Genomic DNA, 21,138 nt, shown 5'->3' with positions numbered 1-21,138 from the left:
AATTTATAAAAAAGATTAAAATGAACGATGAAAAGAAGCTAAAGGCAGTATGCTTTGGAGAAGTGTTATGGGATGAATTCCCAACACATAAAAAGATTGGTGGAGCTCCTTTAAATGTAGCCTTAAGAATGAATTCTTTAGGAGCAGCAACTTCGATAATTAGTAAAATAGGCAATGATGAAAATGGAGAACAAATTGTCAAGTATATTGAAGATCACAAAGTAAATTCAGAATTAATTCAAATTGATAATGATTATAAAACAGGAGTTGTTCATGTAATGATTAATGAAAAGGGTAATGCGTCCTATGATATTCATTATCCTTCTGCATGGGATAAAATAGTTATCAATGATCAAATGATAGAAAGTATTAGTGATGCCGATGCTTTTATTTTTGGTAGCCTAGTTTGTAGAGATGAGGTATCAAGGCAAACTTTAATGACTCTTTTAGATAAAGCAAACTATAAAATTTTAGATGCCAATTTAAGAGCTCCTTACTATACTTTAGATATCTTGATTGAATTAATGAATAAAGCCGATTTTATAAAATTAAATGATGAGGAGTTAGTTGAAATTAGTAAAAAAATAAACTCTCCTTATAATTCCTTTGAACAAAATATAAAGTTTATTTCTGAAATGACTAATACACAGCAGATTTGTGTAACGAAAGGTCCTTTTGGAGCAGTATTGTACAATAATGGTAAGTTTTATTATAACAGCGGATATTTTGTAGATGTAGTTGATACTGTTGGGGCAGGAGATTCCTTTTTGGCAACTCTAATTATTAGATTGTTGAAAGGTAAATCTCCACAGAAATCTTTAAATTATGCCTGTGCTATTGGTGCTTTGGTTGCTGCTAGTGAAGGAGCAAATCCAACTATTTCTATTTCGCAACTAAAAAAGTTCATGAATATTTAGCAATTTAAAAGGGGAAAAGCGATTGATTATTCTTGAGCAATATGTCCAAATGTTGTCGCTATATTAGGAGTAAATCCTTTTTTACCTTGACTTACTGAGTTTTTATTATCAAGTATAAAAGTGTAACAACTTTTCAAGAGCCTGTAATTTAGCAGGCTCTTGATTTTACAAAGGTATTTATCATAATAGTCTTAGTTGTATTAAAGAAACTTTATTTTAAAATCATCATCAACTTTCTAATTCTTCGTCAATATGTATGCTACAATTGACTAAAATCAATCTCTTATTTATTACTAAACCACAGTTTGTTCCATAATTATTACGGAATGAATTACTAATGGATTAGAGATTAGTTTGGTCATTTTCAATTTCATTTTAATTATTTCACTAGTAACCAAAACCAATTTAATTATATGAAAATTATTTATTTATTTCCTAAAGTAATCACTCTAGGCGTAATTGCTTGTATCCTAAACGGATGTAGCGCTGAATCCTTAAAAGAAGCATCAAAGGATTTTGAAACAGCCTCTTTAATTTCCTCAACTCTTAGTTGTGATGCTCAGGCAGAACAAACCGACTATAGTATTTATAGAATGGTTTCAGATGGTAATAGGATAGGTGATGTTATGCCTTATTATGACGCTAACACAAGTTCTTTTTATGTTTATTATCTAAAAGACATTTGGAATGATGCCATTAATAAAAGGCATCCCTGGTATGGATTTAAAACAACCGATTTTTATTCCTATTCAGAACTTTCAGCAGGTGAAATTTTGAGTTGTAATTCAGATGGTTGTTCTCAAAACTTTGCTTTAGGTACTGGAAATATCATAAAGAGTGGAAGTAAATATTATGCTTTTTATACAGGTCATAATCCAAATTATCCCTCTTCTTGTGTAAGTAAAAAAGAAGGGATTATGTTAGCAACGTCATCGAAGTTAAATACAAATTTCACGCATAATACTTTTTTCACGACTATTTATCCACCAGTAGGACAGGGTTTTGATGAGAATGATAATTTTAGGGATCCTTATGTTTTATGGGATGCAACATCATCTCAATATATCATGCTTGTTTCGGCAAGAAAAAATGTTAGTGGAACTTGGAAGGGAGTCATAGCTAAATATACGTCAACTAATTTGATGAATTGGAGTTATCAGGGTGTCCTTTATGATGGTGGTATGCAAAGTTTTTTTATGATGGAAACTCCCGAAGTATTTAAAATGGGTAGTACCTATTATCTTATTTTTTCTGATATCGACAGTAAATATTTATATTACAGAAAAAGCAGTTCAATAAATGGTCCTTGGACTTTACCATCAGGTTCAGACCGATTTGATGGTAAAGGATTTTATGCAGCAAAAACTGCAACAAATGGGATTGACAGGTATATTTTTGCCTGGACTAATATTTTGACGGGTAATACAGATTCTGGTTCATGGGGTTGGGGAGGAAACCTAGCAGTACATAAATTATATCAAAAAAGTAATGGTGATTTAGCAGTGGCGATACCTCATACTTTAAAAAATAAGATGGAAACTACTAACTATACACCAGTTCAAAATAGTCAATGGGGTAATGTAACTCCTCTTTCAGGCGGTTTGTCTTACCAACTAAGTAGCCCTGCAGATTTTGATGTAACTAATATTATTTATGAACCTATCAATTTAGCCAATTATAAAATAAGCACTAGTGTTTCGTTTAGCAGTTGTAATAAAGACTTCGGATTTATGATAGGAGCCTGTGATGGGTATGAAAATTTTTACAGTTTAAGATTTGTCCCTTCTCAAAATAGATTTAGCCTTGATAAAACTGTCCGTTCTCTTTTAACTACAAATACAATTGCTTATAATGATGTTCCTTACGTTTTTAGCCCTAACACATTATATGATATACAGATAGTTATTGAAAATTCTATGCTTACGGTATATATTAATAATGAAGTTGCGCTTACTAGTCGTGTATATAAAGCTTCGAATACTAATTGGGGAATTTTTGCTGATAATAGTACGGCTTCTTTTTATGACATTAAAGTCACTAAACCCTAAGGTAAAAGTAATTATTTAGCAAAAAAAAAGGAATAAAAAAAAAAGCTCATTTCGATAGAAATGAGCTTTTTTTGTGACCTCGACAGGATTCAAACCTGTAACCTTCTGAGCCGTAATCAGATGCGCTATTCAGTTGCGCCACGAGGCCTTTTGCAGTAGCTTTGTAAAGCGTGATTGCGGGTGCAAATATAGGGATAAATGTGTAACTTGCAAGCATAAAATTCAATTAATACTAAAAAAAATGAAGTTAGAAAACTATATTCGTGATATTCAAGGTTTTCCAAAAGAAGGAATTTTGTTTAAAGATATAACACCACTATTAAATAATGCCGAAGCTACACAAGAATGTGTTAGGATATTGGTGAAATCCTTAAAAGGACAACAAATAAATAAAGTAGTTGGAGCTGAAAGTCGCGGATTTTTGTTCGGAATGTTGTTGGCTCATGAATTAAAAGCGGGATTTGTACCCGTACGCAAACCGAATAAATTGCCTTATGAAACTATTTCGGCTTCTTATGACTTAGAATACGGAACAGACACTTTAGAAATTCATAAAGATGCCATTCAAAAAGGGGATAAGGTTTTAATTCATGATGATGTATTAGCAACAGGTGGAACAGCAAAGGCGGTTTGTGAATTAGTAGAAAAGTTGGGTGGCGAAATCGTACAGTTAAATTTTCTGATGGAACTAACGTTTCTAAATGGAAGACAAAAATTAAACGGCTATGACATTTTTGCTGCTTTGACTTATTGATCTACTGCTCGAATAGTAACATAATAACGATAAGCAATAATAGCCAATTGCCACTTTTTGGCTTTAGCTAAATCTAAGCCTTGCTTGCTAAAACTCGGTAGCATGATTTTATTGATTTTGGCTAATAGTTTAAACATTAGTTTTTTTATTTAAAGATATAAAAAAGACGGCCTTGTTGAAGAACCGTCTTTTTTTGTAATGATAAGGAAGTATTAGTTGTTTTTAGTTTTTGTATTAACTTGGATAAAACCGTTAAGTGCTTTTTTACCATATAATTGAATCGCTTTATTTCTGTCTTCTTCAGATGCGTTTTTAATGTCAGCTTCTATTACTAATTCAATTTTGTTAGGATCTATTTTTTCTAATTTTTTATAATTACTTTGTTTCCCGTCTATGACAATTACTGCTTTTTTGTAATTAATTTTTTTATTGTTGATTATTTTACTTATGGTATTTCCTGTTCCATTAGTACCGTATCCTATTATCCAATCATTCTTAACAGTCTCTTGTTTTGATATTTGAAATCCTTGAACCGTTTTTCTTTGAATGGGTTTGAAATTATTTAGTGTTGTTTTTTCTTTAGTTGTGATTTCAATCACACCATTTTTTGCTTTTTCTCCATATTTTGTAACGGCATGAATTCCTTTTAATACATTTATGCTTTCAATTTGATCAGTTGGAAGTTCTTCAATCTTGAAATTGGAATCTGTTTGAGTACCATCCATAATGATAAGTGGTTTTGCTTCATCGTTTTTTAAAGCACTATTTTTAGAAGTAGTAATATAATGGGTGTCAAATTTTTCTCCTTTGACAATCTTGGTATCTTTAACATTTCTGAATACAAAATTATTTTCTAATTCTGATTGGCTTATTTTTTCACCATCTATATAAACTACATCAGGTAATTTCTTGTTTTCTTTTTTAGTGGTGATCCTAATCGTATTTTCAAAAGTATTAACATCCACTTTGTCAACTGTACTTTGGTCTAATTTGTTAAAATCATCATTGGTTGATTTTACTCCATCAATGTAAATCGTTTTATCTGTGATTTTAACAGGCTTTATTAAGTGTTTTGGAGTAACTAAAATCGCTTCTTTACCTTTTATTTTGGCAACATCAATTTTTTCAATATCATTAGGGTTTAATTTGTCTAAATCTTCCTGAGTTGATTTTTCTCCATTGATGTAAATGTCTTTGTCTTTTGATAAATTAGATAAATCTTTTTCAATTTTAAAAGATTTTAATTCAGTTGAATCTTTTTTAGTTTCTTTTACTTCATTTTTAATTGGCCTTTCCTGTGCAACAACTTCAATTTGAAATAAAAATACAAAGGCTACAAGTGCAGGAAACACTGTAACGTACTTCCAGGAATTCCATTTTTTAGATTGGTTTTTGTTCAACATAATAATTCTTTTTTTGATTAAGGATTGATAGAAATGATTGGTAATGGAAACACAATTTTCCTGTGTGGTAATTTTTAATAAGGTTAATTGATAGGCTTTTTTATCGGAACTGTTTTTCGCGGCTTCGTTATCGGCAATGAATTCCAGGTTTTGAATCATTGCTTTTTTGTACAACCAAATCAATGGATTGAACCAAAAAGCGATACAAAACAATCTTGAAAGGAGTACATCAATGCTGTGGTTCTGACTGCTGTGTACTTTTTCATGTTCCAATATATTTTCTAATTCGGTTGGAGAATATAAGGATGAATTATATACAATGGATTTAAAAAAGGAAAAAGGAGCAATGTTTTCGGTCACGTCAATCAATTTGAATTTTCCTTGTGGTATGCTGATTTTTCCTTTAAACAGTTTGGATAAGCTATAAAAATCAAAAAGTAGTTTTGCAAATAATACTATACTTCCTAAGAAGTAAATTACAGTAGCAATTAAAGACCAATTAATTTCGGGTTCTGGATTATTTTCAACTGTTGTTACAGGAATATTGGACCAGTCAATTATGCTTGGTTCTATTGGTTCGACCCAAATGATTTTGGTAATAAAAAATAAGGGTAAAATGGCAGATGTAAATAATCCTAAAAGCAAAAACCATCGGTTTCCCGTAAAGAAAGTTTCTTTTCTAAGCAGTAAGATGTAAGCCAGATAAAATACAGTAATTAAACCACTAGCTTTGATGAGGTAAAGGAATACATTTTCCATAATCATTCTTTTTTTTCAATCATTGCTAAAATTTCGCGTAATTCATCAGCTGATATTTTTTCTTCTTTTGCAAAAAAACTAACCATATTTTTATAGGAACTATTGAAATAGGTATCAATGGCTGTTTTCATGAATTTCTTTCTGTAATCTTCCATTTTTACAATAGGGAAGTATTGATGGGTTTTCCCAAAGGCATTATACGATACATATCCTTTTTCTTCTAGATTGCGAATAATGGTCGAAAGCGTGTTGTAGTGAGGCTTTTCATCTGTGATTTCAGCCATTACTTCTTTTACAAAAGCTTTTTCCAGCTTCCATAAAATTTGCATGATTTCTTCTTCTTTGTTCGTTAGCTTTTCCATAGTTACTTTATTTGAATACAAGTATATAACTATATTTTTAGTTAAATAACTATTTTTATAGTTATTTAACTAAAGTTTTAGTTTTAAAAACGAAAATCTGTTTTAATAATATCTGTTTAGCCTTTGCGGCTTTCTAACTTTTAATCTATTTTTGCATAAAAAATTGAAGATGAGGTATATTCTATTATTTACTATTTTATTGCAAAGCTTCTTTTGCTTTAGTCAAGAAAAATTTGATTTAGCTGCTGCTAAAAAATACCAGAAAACATTAAATAAAGAATATGCCGACCCCAAAACAAGTCCGCTAGAGCCAAATGATTTGGCAAATTTTAAAGGTTTGGATTTTTATCCTATTAGTGCTAAGTATTTTGTTGTGGCTAAATTTGTAAGGACTCCCAATGAAAAACCATTCAAAATGGCCACTTCTACCGCTAGACAACCTTTTTATGTAAAATATGGAGAAGCTCATTTCGAAATCGACGGACAAAAGTGCCAATTGAATTTGTATCAAAGTTTAGATTTAATTAAAGACCCTAAGTACAAAGACGATTTGTTTTTACCTTTTTTTGATGAAACTTCAGGAAAAGAAAGTTACATAGGAGGAAAATATATCGATGTAAAAATCCCTAAAGGCAATACAATTGTGATTGACTTTAATACTTCATACAATCCGTATTGTGCTTATAGTCATAATTATTCGTGTCCAAGGGTGCCAATGGAAAATGACTTAAAAGTAGCCATTCGTGCCGGTGTTAAAAAATTTCATGATTAATGAAGTACTTTAATTTACATACGCATCAATATACCAATAATGCTGATATTTTAGAATTAGTTAATCAATACCCACAAGAGTTTGATGCTAATTTGACTAACTATTCAATTGGAATCCATCCTTTATTTATTGATGAAAATAGATTAGAAAGTGATTTTCAAATTCTAGAACAAAAAGCGTCTTCACCAGCTTGTTTAGCAGTTGGAGAATGCGGATTGGACAAACGTAGTGAAACGTCTTTTGAAATTCAATTAAACGTCTTAGAAAGACAATTATTGATTGCCGAGAAATACCAAAAACCTGTTGTAATTCATTGTGTCTTGGCTTTTCAGGAATTGGTAGAAATGAAAAAAAGATTAGGAATAACTACAGCTGTTATTATTCATGGTTTTGCCAAAAAAGAACAATTAGCTAAGCAATTATTGGATAATGGATTTTATCTTTCTTTTGGGAAAAATTTATTGCGAAATCCTGAGTTAGAAGCTGTATTTCTAAGTGTTCCAGAGGATCGTTTTTTCTTAGAAACAGATATGGTAGAAGAAGGCATTGACGAGGTGTATGCCTTAGCGGCAAAATATAAAAAAATAACAATAACAGAATTACAACAAATAATTACTAAAAATGTTGATTCTGTTTTTAGAAATACTAAATAACCCAATAAACATTTATACGTTTTAATTATGGCACAATGGACCGAAAGAGCGGAGCTTTTATTTAAAAAAGAAGGATTAGAGAAATTACAAAATGCAAAAGTCATGGTGGTAGGATTGGGTGGAGTAGGCTCTTTTGCTGCCGAATTTTTAGCCCGTGCAGGTGTGGGAAATATGATTATTGTAGATGGGGATGTGGTGGATATTACAAATATTAACCGTCAATTGCCTGCTTTGCATTCTACAGTGGGTGAGCCAAAAGTAACTATTGTAGGAGATCGTTTGATGGATATTAACCCTGAATTGAATTTAACACGTGTAAAAGAATTTCTTTCGCCAGAGCGTGCTTTCGAATTGGTTTCAGAAGATATGGATTATGTTTTGGATTGTATCGATAGTATTACTCCTAAATTGAATTTGATTGTTGGCTGCAAGAAAAAGAAAGTAAAAATTATCTCTAACATGGGAGCGGGTGGAAAAATGCAAGCTGGTAAAGTGACTGTAAAAGATATCAGTAAAACGGATGTTTGTCCCCTAGCTAAAGTGGTACGTAAGCGTTTGAGAAAAATGGGCGTGAAAAAAGGAGTAAAAGCGGTTTTCTCTATGGAAAAACCAGATGAAACAAGTGTAAAAATGACGGATGGAACTAATTTCAAAAAATCTTTTTACGGAACCAATAGCTATATGCCAGCCTTATTTGGTTTACATGCTGCTGAAACGGTTATTCGTGATCTTTTGAAGTAAGTTGGAAGTTAGGAGTTAGAAGTTAGAAGTTAGGAGTATTATAACCTTTAACATTAAAACCTTAAACAAATAAAAACAAAAAATAAAAATGATACAAACTGTAATTTTCGACATGGATGGTGTAATTGTCGATACGGAACCAGTACACCGCTATGCTTATTACAAACAATTTGGCGAATTAAACATTAATGTTCCTGAAGAATTTTATACCACACTTACGGGGCTTTCTACTCGTAATACTTTTCAGAAATTAAAAGAAAAATTTGCATTGACACAGGAAGTAGAGGATTTAATTTTACAAAAAAGATCTCTTTTTAACGATGCTTTTGATACCAAAGAAGATTTGGAACTATTAGCTGGAGTTGAAAATTTGATTAAGGATTTACATCAAAATGGAGTACAGTTAATTTTAGCTTCATCTGCTTCAAAAGTAACAATAAATCGAGTGTTTACGCGTTTTAATTTGCACCAATATTTTACACACATTGTAAGTGGTGAAGATTTTCCAAATTCTAAACCACATCCTGCTATTTTTGAACATGCGGCTAGTTTATCAATAGCTCCAAAAGAAAATTGTATTGTTATTGAGGATAGTACAAATGGAATTATTGCAGCCAAAGCAGCAGGGATTTTGTGTATAGGATACAACAGTGAACATTCTAAAGATCAGGATTTATCCAAAGCAGATATCGTTGTAAATCATTTTGACGAATTAAACTATTCTGTCATTAAAGAGATGGATGGTAAATTATGCAAAAATTAACAGCAGTTACTAACTAGAAAATGTAATTTTAAAGATTAATAAAAGCAGAATTATGAAGAGAGTATTGTTTGTTTTAGTACTTGTGGTTTTTCAATTGAGTAGTAAAGCTCAGGTTAGAATTCCAGAAATGAGTCCAAAAGCGGTTGTCAAACAAGTTGTAGGATTAACCGATGTAGAAATTGTGTATTCCAGACCATCAGCTAGAGGACGATCTGTGTTGGGGAATTTAGTTCCTTTTGGACAATTATGGCGTACAGGTGCTAATGAAAACACCATAATTACTTTTGGAGATGATGTAGTCATTAATGGAAAGACTTTGAAGAAAGGGAAATATGCTTTGTTTTCGGTTCCTAATGTGCAAAGTTGGGATATAATTTTCTATACTGCTATTGATAATTGGGGAACGCCAAAAGAATATGATGAATCAAAAGTGGCTTTAAAAGCGACAGTTCAAGATCAAACTTTGACCAAACCTGTAGAAACTTTTACAATTGCAATTAATAATTTAGAGACAAGTTCGGCTACTTTAGATATTGCTTGGGAGAATTCGTATGTGTCTTTAAAATTTGAAGTACCAACAAAAAAAATCGCAATTGCTAGTATCGAAAAAACATTAGCAGGTCCCACTCCTGAAGAATACTACACTGCAGCTCAATATTTCTATCAATCCAATAGTGATATCGTTAAAGGAAGAGAATACATAGACAAAGCAGTTGAATTGTCTAAATCAGTTCCATTTTATTATTTACGATTGAAATCGTTAATCCAAGCCAAGCAAGGAGATAAAAAAGGAGCTATTGAAACCGCTAAATGGTCTATTTCGGCCGCTGAGGCTGCTGGTAATAAAGAATATGTTGAAATGAACAAAGCGAGTATCGACGAGTGGAGTAGATAAGCGTTTATTCCTTTTTACCATATTGAGTGCAGCAAAAATGGTACAAGAACTTGTTCTCAACTACACTCAAACGGAAATTATTTAATGATAAATCCCATCTTAGTTTTATAAAACGAGATGGGATTTTTTTTATTCGTCAGTATTTTGTTCATTAAATACAGTGGTTTGCAAAATGGATGAAAGTACTATTGTCATCATTGCCCCAATAAAATTCAGCCACAAATACCCTAATTTTTCTTCACCACTTGGATAGATAAAAATGGCAAAATAATAGATGATAAAAATGGTTAATTGGGTAATAAACGCACTGTAGAAAATTGCTTTAGCTTTTACAAATTTAAAATAGAAACCAACCAAAAAGATCCCTAGAACCGTTCCGTAAAAGATAGAACCTACGATATTTACTAATTGGATTAGATTTTCAAATAAAGTACCCACACAGGCAAAAAGAATAGCTATAACTCCCCAAAAGAAGGTGAAGAATTTAGTAGCATTCAAATAATGCTTTTCGGTTTTGGTTTCTTTTAAATTTCTTTTGTAAATATCTATTGCCGTTGTCGATGCTAGTGCGTTGAGGCCTGAGGCAGTCGATGACATGGCAGCAGAGATAATTACAGCCAAAAGTAAACCAATTAATCCTTTAGGTAAATAATGCAGAATAAAATGGAAAAAAACATAATCTTTATCATTGGTTTCACTTCCTTTATCTACTTTAAGAATCATTTCTTTAGCACGATCTCTCAAATCTTTTTCTTTGCTCGAAATAGCGACTAATTCTTTTCTTAAAATAGGATTGTCATAATCCTGATTTAATTGGTCGATATACAAAAGATTAATTACTTTTTTGTCTTCAGAAAGGGTTTCTAATTGTTTTTCTAAATTGTGATATTCTTCTTTTAATGCCGATTTTTCAATAATCGCTTTGTTGTTTGGATTAAAATTTAAAGGAACTGGATTGAATTGGAAAAAAACAAATACCATAACTCCAGTCAATAAAATAAAGAACTGCATGGGTACTTTTAGCAAACCATTCATGATTAATCCCATTTGGCTTTCGCGTACTGATTTTCCCGACAAATAACGACCTACCTGAGATTGATCGGTACCAAAATAGGCTAAGGCTAAGAAAAAACCTCCCGTAATTCCACTCCAAAAAGTATATTTTTCTTCAGGATCAGTAGAAAAATCAACAATATTCATTTTGCCATTTGCTCCAGCAATATGAAGCGCATTGCTGAAAGTCATATCATTAGGTAAAAACCGGAGAATGAGAAAAAAAGTGATAAACATTCCTGACATGATTACAAACATTTGTTGTTTTTGAGTCACGTTTACTGCTTTTGTTCCACCTGAAACCGTGTAAATAATAACTAGAATCCCTATGATGATGTTCATATAGGTTAAATTCCATCCTAATAATGCCGATAAAATAATAGCAGGTGCATAAATAGTAAGTCCTGTTCCAAGACCTCTTTGTAATAAGAAAAGAATAGCTGCTAAGGAACGTGTTTTTATATCAAAACGTTTCTCAAGGTATTCATAAGCGGTAAAAACTTTGTATTTATGATAAATAGGAATAAAGGTGATACAAATAACAATCATTGCTATAGGTAATCCAAAATAAAACTGAACAAATCCCATTCCGTCATGATAGGCTTGACCTGGTGTGGATAAGAATGTAATAGCACTCGCTTGTGTAGCCATTACCGAAAGTCCTACAACATACCAAGGTGTTTCGTTGTTTCCTAAAATAAAGTCTTCGACATTTTTACTACCTCTAGTTTTTAGGGCTCCATAAATTACGATGAAAAGCAACGTAATAATAAGTACAATCCAATCAAATAGTTGCATGAGTTAAGAGTATATTTTCATTATTAAATAAAAAAACAACACATAGGCAATATTAGCAACCAATACCAAGGTGTAATCTGTTTTCCACTTTTTTTCTTTTTCTGGATTTTCTGAATTCATTACAATATTGTTTTTAAGGTTGAGTTTCGGTTGTTTCAACGGATTTTAGGGCTATCATATTCGCAATTAATCGATAAGCACCGGATACGCCTTCGGGTAATTCTCTAAATAAACTTAGTCCTGTATAAATATAGTTTCCTTTTCCATAATTAGCTACTAATAGGGCTCCTTTTTTCGGTGTTTCTCCTTTGTCGTTTGAAGCAATAATAGGAGTAAAGGCAGCATCAAATTCGTTAGGATAATACAAACCTTGTTCTTGTGTCCATCCTTTAAAATCCTTAGCCGTTATAGGGTTAGGATAATTTAATACGGGATGATTTGGTGCTAAAAATTCAACCGCCGCATTTTCATCAGTTACTCTATCATTCGAAATTTTTAAAGGGTAAGGTGCAATATTGGCTGGAATATTTTTGTCTGGAGTATTGTATTGTACGATCAATGTTTTACCTCTTTTAACAAACTCTAAAAGCAAATGTTGCTTTGTTTTTAATAGTGGCAAAGTATTATAGGCGCGTATTCCAGTAATAATCACATCAAAATTATTTAAATAGCGCGAATTGATTTCCTCTGGAGTAATGATGCTCACTTTATACCCCATTTGGCTCAAACACTCGGGTACATTGTCACCTGCTCCCATGATATAACCAATTTTTTCATTGGTAATTTTTAGATCCAGTTTTTTAAATTTGGCTTCAGCGGGAACTAACACATGCTGCTTGCTAATATGTTCATAATTGATGATTACTTGTTCTTTATCATATTTTTTTTCATTTAAGCTAACCACACTTTTCACATTGGTTTCTGAAGCTTCTTTGGGAGGTGTTACTTCAAAAAAAACGGTTTTTTCGCTATCTTTTTTATCCAAGCTAAAAGGGATATGATCTGGAAAAACACTCCAGTCTGGATTGAGTTCTAAACGTACTTCTCCTTTGATGTTGTCTTTACCAGCTTTGACCATAACAGCCATTTTTTTGGTATTTCCATCATTGAAAAATGAAATCTGATCGATAATTCGGGAGCTTACTTCTGGAACTACATCTAGGTAATTATACATTTCTCCTTTTACATTATCATTAAATTTGTAAACAATAGGACGCTCAAAAGTCATTGTAATTCCGTTAATTACAAGTTCAAATTCTAGCTTAGCATCCCTAATAATATCAGCTATTCCAATGTTTTTTTGCTCTGACACCTGATACATTCCCGTGCTTGGTTTTTCTTTTAACCAATTAGGTTGTGTATAAGGCATATCATTTGGTAATTCAATAGTAACCGAAAGATTTTGAGTAGCGTTGTTTGCTAAAATGGTAGAGATAGGAGTGCTGCTATTATTGGAAATATTTTTGATGCTTTTTAGCTCCATTGGAATACTACTGCGATTCAATGCTTCAATTTTGATTTTTAGCGCTGTACCTGGAGTTGTTTGATTTTCAGTAGCTACTGCTTCCAGATACAATCCAGCACATGCAGCGATGGTATTTTTTATTTCGTTTAATTTTATTGGTTTCCAATGTTTTTCCTCTAATGCATCAATCATTTGGTAAGCCTTAAGTAATGCGGGTATTGAAGCTGATGGGTTAGAAAAATCAAAGCGTTCTTGAATCGAATTAATTAGTTTTCCAATGGATTTTCCACCTTCGACACGATTCCAACTCGTGTCAATTCCTTCAAAAATATTGATTTTGTCTTTTATAGGTTCACCATTTATAAATTCGAGGTATTCCATGTCTTTACCACGACTTCCTGTACTACCAAAACCTTGTGATTTGTGAGCACTTCGACTCAAAGCGGCAATTTCTTGATTTGAAACTCCTAAATTCGGATAGTAAACCCCTGTTTCTAGACTAATAAAATTGGTTTTGTCGGCGGCATCAAATTTTTCCTGACTACCATAAAACCAAATAGACGGATTAAAGAAAACGCGTTTGGGTTGCCAAGTACTGTAAAATTGCAATTGTTCAGGAAATTGTTCAGGATTATTAGCAAGTCCAAAAGCTTCCACACTTAATAAGGCCGAAGCAGTATGATGTCCGTGTGTAGTTCCTGGCGAACGATGGTCAAAACGATTGATAATTACATCGGGCTGGAATTTACGTATAGTCCAAATTACGTCGGCTAGGACTTTTTCTTTATCCCAAATTTCAAAAGTTTCATCTGGATTTTTTGAAAAACCAAAATCATTAGCGCGACTAAAAAATTGTTCGCCACCATCAATTTTTCGCGCTTCAAGCAATTCTTGTGTACGAATCACTCCCAATAATTCACGGAGTTCCGGGCCTATTAAGTTTTGACCACCATCGCCACGTGTCAAGGAAAGATAGGCTGTTCGGGCTTTTATTTCATTCGAAAAATAGGAAATCAAACGCGTATTTTCGTCATCGGGATGAGCAGCGATATAAAGAACGCTTCCTAAGAAATTTAATTTCTGAATTTGATTGTAAATTTCAACAGCATTGGGTTTTTGTGGTTTTTGAGCTTGACTAAGTTGAAAAAAACAAAAGAAAGAAATAATAAATACAGTTCTTATATGTAGCATTGTTGTATGATTTTTTACAATAATTTCAAATGTAATAATTATTTTTTGGAATAAAAGACTACTCTAAAGCTTCTTAAAACAACAAAAACTACTCCGAAAAGTAGTTTTGCTGTAATTATTTTTATTTTTTTTAGATTTTAACCTTGATGACAATTTTTTTAATCTTTCCGTTGCTAATCATGGCTGCGTGCACATCAGTGGGGAAAAGGATGGTAAATTGTCCTGGTTGCAATTCAAAAAACATATCCGGTTGATCGAAGAAAAAACGAACGTCTTTTTCGTCGCTATAAGCGCCATTGGGGTTTTTACATTTTTCTAAAGGTTTCCAAGCATAGGTTTCTGGACCAGCTACGCAAACTTGGATATCGATGTTTTTTTCGTGACATTCAAAAAAAGCTAAACTTTGTTCTTTTGAATTTCCATTTCCAGAATTGACTATAATTTTTAAATCATCTGTGTATTGTGTAACGCCATCGGCTAAATTAGCTAAGTCGTTTTCTTTTAAAAATCGAAATGCTTTTTCAAAAGCAGGATGTAAACTATAGTATTTAGCAGCATTTTGTAATGAATCTACAATCATTTTTAAGTTGTTTTTTAGTTTTAATGGTGAATTTTATTAATGTATTTGGGTAATAAAAAAATAAAAGTACATTTTTATATTTAATCGTTGAAAGTAAAACCATAGAAAAAGTTTTTTTAACGAATTCCGAGTTGGATTTTTCATCGAATGCTATTTCAAAATGGCAAGAGTATAATAATTAGTCTTATTTTAAGTCTGTTTCTTATATTTGTTGATATCCCATTCCTTTTAAATTTAAAAAGATGATTTCAACGTTTAGAACAATATCCGCATTTTCCTTTTTAGTAGTATTCTTTTCTTGTCAATCCCAAATTACCTTTGTAAAAAGTAATCAGGATAGAAGTGAGGTTAGCGATACTACTTTTGTTAACTTAAAAGAGTACAGTTCTGATTTTGTCTACGATATGAAATATGCTACCGAAGATAATTTCCTTAAAGCCAAAGTATACGATTGTGCTGAATGTTATTTGCGTTACAAAACGGTTAAGGCTTTGATTAAGGCAAACGAAGCTTTTATGAAAGAGGGTTTACGAATTAAATTGTATGATTGCTACCGACCTCTTGATATTCAAAAAAGAATGTGGGCGATAGTTTCTAATCCCGAATATGTTGCCGATCCCGCTAAAGGTTCCATACACAATAGAGGAGGAGCGGTTGATATTACGTTGGTGAAAAAATCCGGAAAAGAGCTAAAAATGGGTACTGATTTTGATTTTTTTGGCCCCGAGGCAGGACATAACTATGAAGATTTGTCACAAAAAGTAAAAGACAATCGTTTCTTATTGAAAAGAGTAATGCTTGATAATGGTTTTAATTCTTTCGATTCCGAATGGTGGCATTACAATTTGAAATCGGGTTTAAAGGATAAATTATCTAATGAAAAATGGGATTGTAAGTAACGAATGTTAGAACAATTCGTTATTGTTTGCTCTGTTTTTGTCCTTAACTTCCGCAGTCGAGTGTCAAATGTTTGAAGAATACGCAAAAAGAAAAGCTGTTTGAGTCCCGACACTTCGGGACGAGTTCTTTTCTTTTAGTATTCGAAAACTAATTTGACCGACGAGGAAGTGCAGACTTGATTTTTTTGTTTCTTTTTTGATCAAGCAAAAAAGAAAATATTTAAACAATCTTCTTAATCACTCTCAATTTATGTGTATGTCTGTTCGTTTCATTATTAAAAATACCTAAATGGTCAATTCGGTCAATACGAACTTTTCCACTGGCATGGATGATATAATTATTTTCCATAATTATTCCCACGTGAATGATATTTCCTTCCTCATTATCAAAGAAAGCCAAATCACCTGGTTCGCTTTCTTCAATAAAACTTAAGGCTTCACCTTGAGTAGCTTGTTGGGAAGCATCTCTCAATAATTTGTATCCGTTTAATTTGTACACCATTTGGGTAAATCCAGAGCAGTCAATCCCAAAAGGTGTTTTTCCGCCCCATAAATAAGGAGCATTTAGGTACATATATGCGGTATTGATGAGGTGTCTCTTGTCTTTTATGCCATTAACACGATTGCCTTCAAATTCGTAGTTTTGAGTGTTGATTTCGTTATTGTTTAAAAACGATAGTGAAGCTCCTAGTGGAATGGGAATCAATAAATTGTTAGGCGCTGTAATGTATTCGATTAAATCAGCATTTAAGATAATCGTTTCTTTAGTTAATTGTTCGTAATTTGTCTCTGAAATCAATTGGTATTGTTTCGAATCTACCCATCCTTCGTAGTCGTCGTATTGTAATTTGATACGAGACCATTGATTGCGTTTTTCTAGTATTTTAAAGTGTTCACCAAATAGCACCTGAGAAACAATTTCGCTTTTGTCACTAGGTTCAAATCGAAGCGGGATTATGGCTAAATTACAGATTCCGAACATTAATTCCTTTTTTTAGATTCTTTCAATAACAATCGCTGAAGAGCCTCCACCACCATTACAGATAGCAGCAGCTCCTATTTTGGCATTATTTTGCTCCAAAACATTAAGCAAAGTAACCAGAATTCTGGCACCAGAACAACCCAGAGGATGTCCTAAAGATACAGCGCCTCCGTTGATGTTTACTTTATTGCTATCCAAACCTAGGATTTTGATATTGGCTAAACCTACAACCGAAAAGGCTTCATTGAATTCGAAAAAATCAACATCATCAAGGCTAATACCTGCTTTGTCTAAGGCTTTTGGTAAGGCTTTAGCAGGACTCGTAGTAAACCATTTTGGTTCTTGAGCCGCATCAGCATAGGATTTTATATAAGCCAAAGGTTTCAATTGTAGTTCGGCTGCTTTTTCTTCACTCATAAGGATTAAGGCTGCTGCTCCATCATTGATTGTAGAAGCGTTAGCAGCAGTAACCGTTCCGTCTTTTGTGAAAACAGCATTCAATGAAGGAATTTTATCTAACTTAACATTTGTGTACTCTTCGTCTTTTGCAATTATAATTGGTTCGCCACGGCGTTGTGGTACCTCTACAGGAACGACTTCGGTATCAAACTTACCCGATTCCCAAGCCTGAGCCGAACGGCGATAAGATTCAATTGCAAATTGATCTTGTTCTTCACGGCTAATATTGTATTCTTTAGCACAAAGATCGGCGTAGACACCCATAGCTTGATTGTCGTAGGCATCGACTAAACCATCCCTTTGCATTCCGTCAACTAGGGTAGTAGGGCCAAATTTTGTTCCGCTACGCAAATGGGTATAATGTGGAATTAAACTCATATTTTCCATTCCTCCAGCAATTACTACCTGAGCATCGCCCGATTGGATGGCTTGAGCACCCAGCATAACCGCTTTCATTCCAGAAGCACAAACTTTATTGATCGTAGTACAAGGTACTGTATTTTGCAAACCAGCAAATAGAGCAGCCTGACGTGCTGGTGCTTGACCTACACCTGCCTGAATCACATTGCCCATCAATACTTCGTCTACCAGAGTAGGATCTAGCTTTATTTTATCCATTGCGCCTTTGATGGCAGTGGCACCTAGTTGAGGTGCTGTTACATTGGCTAATCCACCCATAAAACTCCCAATAGGGGTTCTTGCAGCGGCTACTATTACTACTTTTTTGTTCATGCTCTTAAATTGATTTGAATGTATTGTTGTAGCAAATTTAGTCTTTTTTGCCTAAAATTTGTATTTCTAGTTCTTGATTCTGTTTTCGAAAAAAATGTTTTAAAATATTATTTTGTATCTGGTTGATTTTTAGAGTTTTTTAAAAAATTCGAAAAAAATATTAAAAAAAAGCACAAAAATAGTTGTGAGTAATGGGATGATGTGTTACATTTGCAACCGCAAAACGAGACACGTTCTTTGAGCTTGGAGAGGTGCCAGAGTGGTAATGGAGCAGATTGCTAATCTGTCGACGGGTAACCGTCGCCAGGGTTCGAGTCCCTGTCTCTCCGCTTATAATTTGCTACTCGGGGTGTAGCGTAGCCCGGTTATCGCGCCTGCTTTGGGAGCAGGAGGCCGCAGGTTCGAATCCTGCCACCCCGACGAAAACTTCACCATAAGTTTTAAAAAAAATGGTCGCATAGCTCAGCTGGATAGAGCACCTGCCTTCTAAGCAGGCGGTCGAAGGTTCGAATCCTTCTGCGATCACAAGAAGCCTTGAAATCATTGATTTCGAGGCTTTTTTGTTTTGTACTTTTTCAATTTGTTGCTTTGAAAAAGGACTTTGTGAGAATGGTTTAATATATTAAAGGATACTTCTGATTAAGAGAAATTCTCATCAGTAGTATCCTTTTATTTGTTGCTTATTGTTTTGCTATTAGAATTTATAGTTGATAAAATAGGTAATTACATATTTATTTCTAATTTTTCTCCCATTTTAATTTTTCGGTCTAGATATTTTGTTCCATTCAAATGAATTTTTGTTTGAACAAATCCATCAATTAGTTTCATATCTAATGATACTTTATTATTTCCTATATGTAAATTTTTTAAACTAATATAAGGTAATTTATCGGAAAGTTGCGGTTTGATACTAAATGAATTGAATCCAGTTTGTTCAAATGAAAGCATTCCTTCAATAATTAACCTGCAATATAAAGCACTTTCTGCTGAAAGATGTTTCATGTTGTTTTCTGGAAATGCTTCAACAGCATAAGGTACATGATCTCCTAATAATCGTTTGTTTGAGTAATTGACTAATTTTTCTAGTGATTTATCAAAATAACCAGCTTTAAATGTACCTCTTAAGGCATACAAAGTTGCTCTGTCCCAAAATACAGGTGATTCTTTCGATTCAGGATTTAATTCTACTAATATTCCATTTGGTGTCCATAGTTTATCTAGTAATGCTTCAGCAGTAGCCTCTGCACGTGTGTGGATGTCCATAACAAGAGGTAAACATATCCAATGTCTTAGGAAGGTGTTTTCTTTAAAATAGCGATAGGTTTTTAAGCCTTCTATTTCATAACCAAAATATTTTTCAATATTTTGAGATAGTTCAACACTGCGTTCTAGATACAATTTTGACAAATCTTCATGTCCAAGTTCTTTCGCCAAAAAGGAAGCGTTTTTTAGCCCTCCGTAATAAAGCGAACTCGTTGAGAGATTGGCTTCACCTGTAGAAATTCTTCCTTCCATTTCATCAGTAGTTGATGCTACCACGCCCTCAGTATTAAGCATTTTATGGCAATAATTAATACTCCATTCAATTAAAGGCCATAATTTTTTAGCTAGATCCTTATTTGCATTTCGTAACAAGAATTGTGAAGTTCCATAGGCAATCATTGCTGCATCGCCTCTGTCTCTTCCACAGCAAGGAAGATCTCCATCAATTTCAAACGAAGAGGAGATAGGAGCGTAATTATCAGGTATGTTTTTCATGAACATCAAATACGCATTTTTAGCTGCTTCAATACCTGTATCATAACCTAAAAATGGAAAAAATGGTCCGCTGTATTCCACCTGATCGTTTGCCCAAATACCTATGTAGTAGTTTTCTCCCCCAGGCGAATGTACTAAGCCCATCTTTGATTCAAAAATACTTTCAGAAGCGCGTATTTTTGAAAAATAAAAAAGTTGATTGATTATAGGATTAGAGGTTTCAAGAACAAGGTTTTCTTTTATGGTTTTCAAAAATGAGTCTCTTTCGGCTTCAATTTGCTTATACTTAAATCCTTTAGTAGGTTCGTTATCGATAGCAGCCGAAAAATAAAGAGTGAAATCTACTGATTTTCCCGGTTTTAAATTAAGCTGTTTTGAAGCATCGTGGTAGACATGGTTGCTGTATTTTCCTTTAAATCCAATTGTTTCTGCAATTGTATTTATTTCCTCTATTTTTAGTTTTTTTTCAATTGTAGTGGTATTAGTCAATTCCCAATTTTCAACAAACAGTCGTTCGTTCATAGAAGGGAATAGCGTGCGTTTAAGTATGATTCCTTCCACTGGTGAATGATAAAAAACAAGTTTTCCATTGATTTTTACAGAGTCAATTTTTTTGAATTTCAAATTGATCCCCATGAGTGTAATTTTAGGTTCAATTTCTGAAGCGTATTTTAACTTTTGATAGGCACGGTATTTTTTATCTTCCGATTCATTAGTTCTTAACTGTGGAAATATAATTTGTCGGTTTAATTCGAGTTCCTTATTTTGATTTATTTTATAATAAATGATAGCTGACACTTTTTTTCCTGACATTTCAATATTATCTTCATGTGGAATAGTTGTAGGTTTGTTGAGATTCCAAACAATGCTTTCTAAATCGCTTATTTCCCAATATTTTGTTGTGGATTTATTTTGACCCAATACGGAAAAGCTAAAAAGTAAAATAGTGTTAAGTACTAAAAGTGGTTTCCAATTCATTGTGGTTTAATTTTGATGCTAATTAATAGTTAAGAGGTGATTAATTACAATTCCTGAGTACTAGACGACTTTGTGTTATTTAGAAAAACAGAAATGTAGCTGTCAAATATATAAATAGATTTATTAAAATACGATTTTTCGTATTTGGTTTTGGGGGTTACAATTTGTATTTTTGA

Annotated in this window: 18 protein-coding genes and 4 tRNA genes; 12 read left to right on the top strand and 10 right to left on the bottom strand. The window is 32.9% G+C overall.

The features are described 5' to 3' along the window. Positions 1–20: 20 nt before the first annotated feature. Positions 21–917, top strand: a complete 897-nt coding sequence (locus tag ACFPTQ_RS11795) for a carbohydrate kinase family protein (RefSeq protein WP_379777731.1) — start codon at positions 21–23, stop codon at positions 915–917. A gap of 413 nt (positions 918–1,330) precedes the next feature. Continuing rightward, a complete protein-coding gene (locus ACFPTQ_RS11790) occupies positions 1,331–2,965 on the top strand; it encodes a glycoside hydrolase domain-containing protein (protein ID WP_379777730.1) in 1,635 nt (544 codons plus the stop codon). 74 nt (positions 2,966–3,039) lie between these two features. Here the strand turns inward: ACFPTQ_RS11790 and ACFPTQ_RS11785 are convergent. Continuing rightward, positions 3,040–3,113: transfer RNA gene (locus tag ACFPTQ_RS11785), tRNA-Arg, on the bottom strand. Between the two features lie 93 nt (positions 3,114–3,206). Here ACFPTQ_RS11785 and ACFPTQ_RS11780 point away from each other — a divergent pair. Then, positions 3,207–3,719 (top strand): adenine phosphoribosyltransferase, encoded by a 513-nt coding sequence (locus tag ACFPTQ_RS11780; RefSeq protein ID WP_278035937.1) that lies wholly within the window; start codon positions 3,207–3,209, stop codon positions 3,717–3,719. On the opposite strand, the gene ACFPTQ_RS11775 is transcribed toward ACFPTQ_RS11780, so the two are convergent. From ACFPTQ_RS11775 to ACFPTQ_RS11765, 3 genes are all read right to left on the bottom strand, one after another. Next, the gene (locus ACFPTQ_RS11775; RefSeq protein WP_379777729.1) at positions 3,713–3,856 is read right to left on the bottom strand and encodes an SsrA-binding protein; all 144 of its coding nucleotides are present in this window, start codon (positions 3,854–3,856) and stop codon (positions 3,713–3,715) included. The genes ACFPTQ_RS11780 and ACFPTQ_RS11775 overlap by 7 nt on opposite strands. 75 nt (positions 3,857–3,931) lie before the next feature. Beyond that, positions 3,932–5,881, bottom strand: coding sequence for a M56 family metallopeptidase (locus ACFPTQ_RS11770; protein ID WP_379777728.1), 1,950 nt, complete (start codon positions 5,879–5,881; stop codon positions 3,932–3,934). A gap of 2 nt (positions 5,882–5,883) precedes the next feature. Next, a complete protein-coding gene (locus ACFPTQ_RS11765; protein WP_379777727.1) occupies positions 5,884–6,243 on the bottom strand; it encodes a BlaI/MecI/CopY family transcriptional regulator in 360 nt (119 codons plus the stop codon). 169 nt (positions 6,244–6,412) lie between these two features. Here ACFPTQ_RS11765 and ACFPTQ_RS11760 point away from each other — a divergent pair, with 169 nt between their 5' ends. The 5 genes from ACFPTQ_RS11760 (at position 6,413) to ACFPTQ_RS11740 (ending at position 10,067) form a co-directional block, all read left to right on the top strand. After that, positions 6,413–7,015 carry a DUF1684 domain-containing protein gene (locus ACFPTQ_RS11760; RefSeq protein WP_379777726.1) on the top strand — a complete coding sequence of 201 codons (603 nt, stop codon included), beginning with the start codon at positions 6,413–6,415 and terminating at the stop codon, positions 7,013–7,015. Further along, complete coding sequence (locus tag ACFPTQ_RS11755) at positions 7,015–7,668, top strand: TatD family hydrolase (RefSeq protein WP_379777725.1); 654 nt, start codon at positions 7,015–7,017, stop codon at positions 7,666–7,668. The genes ACFPTQ_RS11760 and ACFPTQ_RS11755 overlap by 1 nt, the downstream gene beginning before the upstream one ends. Positions 7,669–7,695: 27 nt before the next feature. Beyond that, positions 7,696–8,409 carry a tRNA threonylcarbamoyladenosine dehydratase gene (locus tag ACFPTQ_RS11750; RefSeq protein ID WP_379777724.1) on the top strand — a complete coding sequence of 238 codons (714 nt, stop codon included), beginning with the start codon at positions 7,696–7,698 and terminating at the stop codon, positions 8,407–8,409. Positions 8,410–8,497: 88 nt separating this feature from the next. Then, the gene (locus ACFPTQ_RS11745; RefSeq protein WP_379777723.1) at positions 8,498–9,172 is read left to right on the top strand and encodes an HAD family hydrolase; all 675 of its coding nucleotides are present in this window, start codon (positions 8,498–8,500) and stop codon (positions 9,170–9,172) included. Between the two features lie 52 nt (positions 9,173–9,224). Next, entirely contained in the window at positions 9,225–10,067 is an 843-nt protein-coding gene (locus tag ACFPTQ_RS11740; RefSeq protein ID WP_379777722.1) for a DUF2911 domain-containing protein, read from the top strand. A gap of 129 nt (positions 10,068–10,196) precedes the next feature. On the opposite strand, the gene ACFPTQ_RS11735 is transcribed toward ACFPTQ_RS11740, so the two are convergent. The 3 genes from ACFPTQ_RS11735 to ACFPTQ_RS11725 all read right to left on the bottom strand — a co-directional run bounded on the left by ACFPTQ_RS11735 (position 10,197) and on the right by ACFPTQ_RS11725 (position 15,154). Further along, positions 10,197–11,918 (bottom strand): sodium:solute symporter, encoded by a 1,722-nt coding sequence (locus ACFPTQ_RS11735; RefSeq protein ID WP_379777721.1) that lies wholly within the window; start codon positions 11,916–11,918, stop codon positions 10,197–10,199. A 133-nt stretch (positions 11,919–12,051) separates the two neighbouring features. Further along, positions 12,052–14,574, bottom strand: coding sequence for a PIG-L family deacetylase (locus ACFPTQ_RS11730; protein ID WP_379777720.1), 2,523 nt, complete (start codon positions 14,572–14,574; stop codon positions 12,052–12,054). 130 nt (positions 14,575–14,704) lie between these two features. Further along, positions 14,705–15,154, bottom strand: a complete 450-nt coding sequence (locus ACFPTQ_RS11725) for a YhcH/YjgK/YiaL family protein (protein WP_379777719.1) — start codon at positions 15,152–15,154, stop codon at positions 14,705–14,707. 242 nt (positions 15,155–15,396) lie between these two features. On the opposite strand from ACFPTQ_RS11725, the gene ACFPTQ_RS11720 reads away from it, so the two are divergent. Continuing rightward, on the top strand, positions 15,397–16,053 hold the full coding sequence (locus ACFPTQ_RS11720) for a M15 family metallopeptidase (RefSeq protein WP_379777718.1): 657 nt from the start codon (positions 15,397–15,399) through the stop codon (positions 16,051–16,053). 220 nt (positions 16,054–16,273) lie between these two features. Here the strand turns inward: ACFPTQ_RS11720 and ACFPTQ_RS11715 are convergent, their stop codons facing one another. Next, positions 16,274–17,035 carry an NlpC/P60 family protein gene (locus ACFPTQ_RS11715; RefSeq protein ID WP_379777717.1) on the bottom strand — a complete coding sequence of 254 codons (762 nt, stop codon included), beginning with the start codon at positions 17,033–17,035 and terminating at the stop codon, positions 16,274–16,276. A 12-nt stretch (positions 17,036–17,047) separates the two neighbouring features. Next, positions 17,048–18,226 (bottom strand): acetyl-CoA C-acyltransferase, encoded by a 1,179-nt coding sequence (locus tag ACFPTQ_RS11710; RefSeq protein ID WP_379777716.1) that lies wholly within the window; start codon positions 18,224–18,226, stop codon positions 17,048–17,050. 245 nt (positions 18,227–18,471) lie between these two features. Between ACFPTQ_RS11710 and ACFPTQ_RS11705 the strand changes: the two genes are divergently transcribed. The 3 genes from ACFPTQ_RS11705 (at position 18,472) to ACFPTQ_RS11695 (ending at position 18,751) form a co-directional block, all read left to right on the top strand. Then, positions 18,472–18,555: transfer RNA gene (locus ACFPTQ_RS11705), tRNA-Ser, on the top strand. Positions 18,556–18,571: 16 nt separating this feature from the next. After that, positions 18,572–18,646: transfer RNA gene (locus ACFPTQ_RS11700), tRNA-Pro, on the top strand. Between the two features lie 31 nt (positions 18,647–18,677). After that, a tRNA-Arg gene (locus tag ACFPTQ_RS11695) sits at positions 18,678–18,751 on the top strand. Between the two features lie 198 nt (positions 18,752–18,949). Here the strand turns inward: ACFPTQ_RS11695 and ACFPTQ_RS11690 are convergent. Next, positions 18,950–20,962, bottom strand: a complete 2,013-nt coding sequence (locus ACFPTQ_RS11690) for a six-hairpin glycosidase-like protein (RefSeq protein WP_379777715.1) — start codon at positions 20,960–20,962, stop codon at positions 18,950–18,952. Positions 20,963–21,138: the final 176 nt, after the last annotated feature.

Origin of the sequence: Flavobacterium sp. GCM10022190, from assembly GCF_042656445.1 — a bacterium.
GTDB lineage: Bacteria > Bacteroidota > Bacteroidia > Flavobacteriales > Flavobacteriaceae > Flavobacterium > Flavobacterium nitratireducens.
The sequence above is the reverse complement of the archived record's forward strand: the minus strand, read 5'-3'. Positions and strand labels throughout refer to the sequence as shown.

Coding starts and splice junctions, on each gene's coding strand:
- ACFPTQ_RS11730 (WP_379777720.1), bottom strand. CDS start 14,574: ATGCTACATATAAGAACTGTATTTATTATTTCTTTCTTTTGTTTTTTT.
- ACFPTQ_RS11740 (WP_379777722.1), top strand. CDS start 9,225: ATGAAGAGAGTATTGTTTGTTTTAGTACTTGTGGTTTTTCAATTGAGT.
- ACFPTQ_RS11715 (WP_379777717.1), bottom strand. CDS start 17,035: ATGTTCGGAATCTGTAATTTAGCCATAATCCCGCTTCGATTTGAACCT.
- ACFPTQ_RS11780 (WP_278035937.1), top strand. CDS start 3,207: ATGAAGTTAGAAAACTATATTCGTGATATTCAAGGTTTTCCAAAAGAA.
- ACFPTQ_RS11790 (WP_379777730.1), top strand. CDS start 1,331: ATGAAAATTATTTATTTATTTCCTAAAGTAATCACTCTAGGCGTAATT.
- ACFPTQ_RS11760 (WP_379777726.1), top strand. CDS start 6,413: ATGAGGTATATTCTATTATTTACTATTTTATTGCAAAGCTTCTTTTGC.
- ACFPTQ_RS11735 (WP_379777721.1), bottom strand. CDS start 11,918: ATGCAACTATTTGATTGGATTGTACTTATTATTACGTTGCTTTTCATC.
- ACFPTQ_RS11750 (WP_379777724.1), top strand. CDS start 7,696: ATGGCACAATGGACCGAAAGAGCGGAGCTTTTATTTAAAAAAGAAGGA.
- ACFPTQ_RS11725 (WP_379777719.1), bottom strand. CDS start 15,154: ATGATTGTAGATTCATTACAAAATGCTGCTAAATACTATAGTTTACAT.
- ACFPTQ_RS11770 (WP_379777728.1), bottom strand. CDS start 5,881: ATGGAAAATGTATTCCTTTACCTCATCAAAGCTAGTGGTTTAATTACT.
- ACFPTQ_RS11795 (WP_379777731.1), top strand. CDS start 21: ATGAACGATGAAAAGAAGCTAAAGGCAGTATGCTTTGGAGAAGTGTTA.
- ACFPTQ_RS11710 (WP_379777716.1), bottom strand. CDS start 18,226: ATGAACAAAAAAGTAGTAATAGTAGCCGCTGCAAGAACCCCTATTGGG.
- ACFPTQ_RS11745 (WP_379777723.1), top strand. CDS start 8,498: ATGATACAAACTGTAATTTTCGACATGGATGGTGTAATTGTCGATACG.
- ACFPTQ_RS11690 (WP_379777715.1), bottom strand. CDS start 20,962: ATGAATTGGAAACCACTTTTAGTACTTAACACTATTTTACTTTTTAGC.
- ACFPTQ_RS11765 (WP_379777727.1), bottom strand. CDS start 6,243: ATGGAAAAGCTAACGAACAAAGAAGAAGAAATCATGCAAATTTTATGG.
- ACFPTQ_RS11755 (WP_379777725.1), top strand. CDS start 7,015: ATGAAGTACTTTAATTTACATACGCATCAATATACCAATAATGCTGAT.
- ACFPTQ_RS11775 (WP_379777729.1), bottom strand. CDS start 3,856: ATGTTTAAACTATTAGCCAAAATCAATAAAATCATGCTACCGAGTTTT.
- ACFPTQ_RS11720 (WP_379777718.1), top strand. CDS start 15,397: ATGATTTCAACGTTTAGAACAATATCCGCATTTTCCTTTTTAGTAGTA.